The 577-nt window shown below is 60.8% G+C and carries 1 protein-coding gene; it reads right to left on the reverse strand.

Features of this window, described 5'->3' with window-relative positions; translation table 11 throughout:
• Positions 1-429: hypothetical protein (locus ACPD8L_RS17245; RefSeq protein ID WP_423944899.1), on the reverse strand; the 429-nt coding region annotated here is incomplete at its 3' end.
• Between the last annotated feature and the right edge of the window lie 148 nt (positions 430-577).

The raw sequence follows: 577 nt of genomic DNA on the forward strand, positions 1-577 counted from the left end.
CTGTAGGGTCCCGTTGCTGTCCTCTATCTCAAGGTTCGCCCCACTTACCTCGAAGCGGGTGTTGATCTCATTGGTAACGCTTCCATCGACCTCCGTGAAGGTACTGTTCACCACATAGGGGTCGCCGGTGGTACCGCTTCCGCTCACGCTGATGTCCGTACCTGCGTTGACGATGGTCTCGGAACCGTCAGCGGCGTTGGCCGTGATCTGCGTGTCCACGTAGTTCTTCGTGGCCGCGTCCTGGGCGTTGGTAGGGTCCGTCACATTGGTGATGGATGTGCCCGCGCTGTTGCCCTCGCCGAGCACGCTGGCCAGATCCTGTATCTCGTTGGTGATGCTACCGTCCACTTCCGTGAAGGTATTGTTCACCACATAGGGGTCGCCAGTGGTACCGCTTCCGCTCACACTGATGTCAGTGCCACCGTTCACGATGGTCTCCGATCCGTCAGCGGCGTTCGCCGTGATCTGCGTGTCCACGTAGTTCTTCGTGGCGGCGTCCTGCGCGTTGGTCGGGTCCGTCACGTTCGTGATGGATGTACCCGCGCTGTTGCCCTCGCCGAGCACGCTCGCCAGATCC

The sequence above is a fragment of the Flagellimonas algicida genome (genome assembly GCF_049629585.1).
GTDB lineage: Bacteria > Bacteroidota > Bacteroidia > Flavobacteriales > Flavobacteriaceae > Flagellimonas.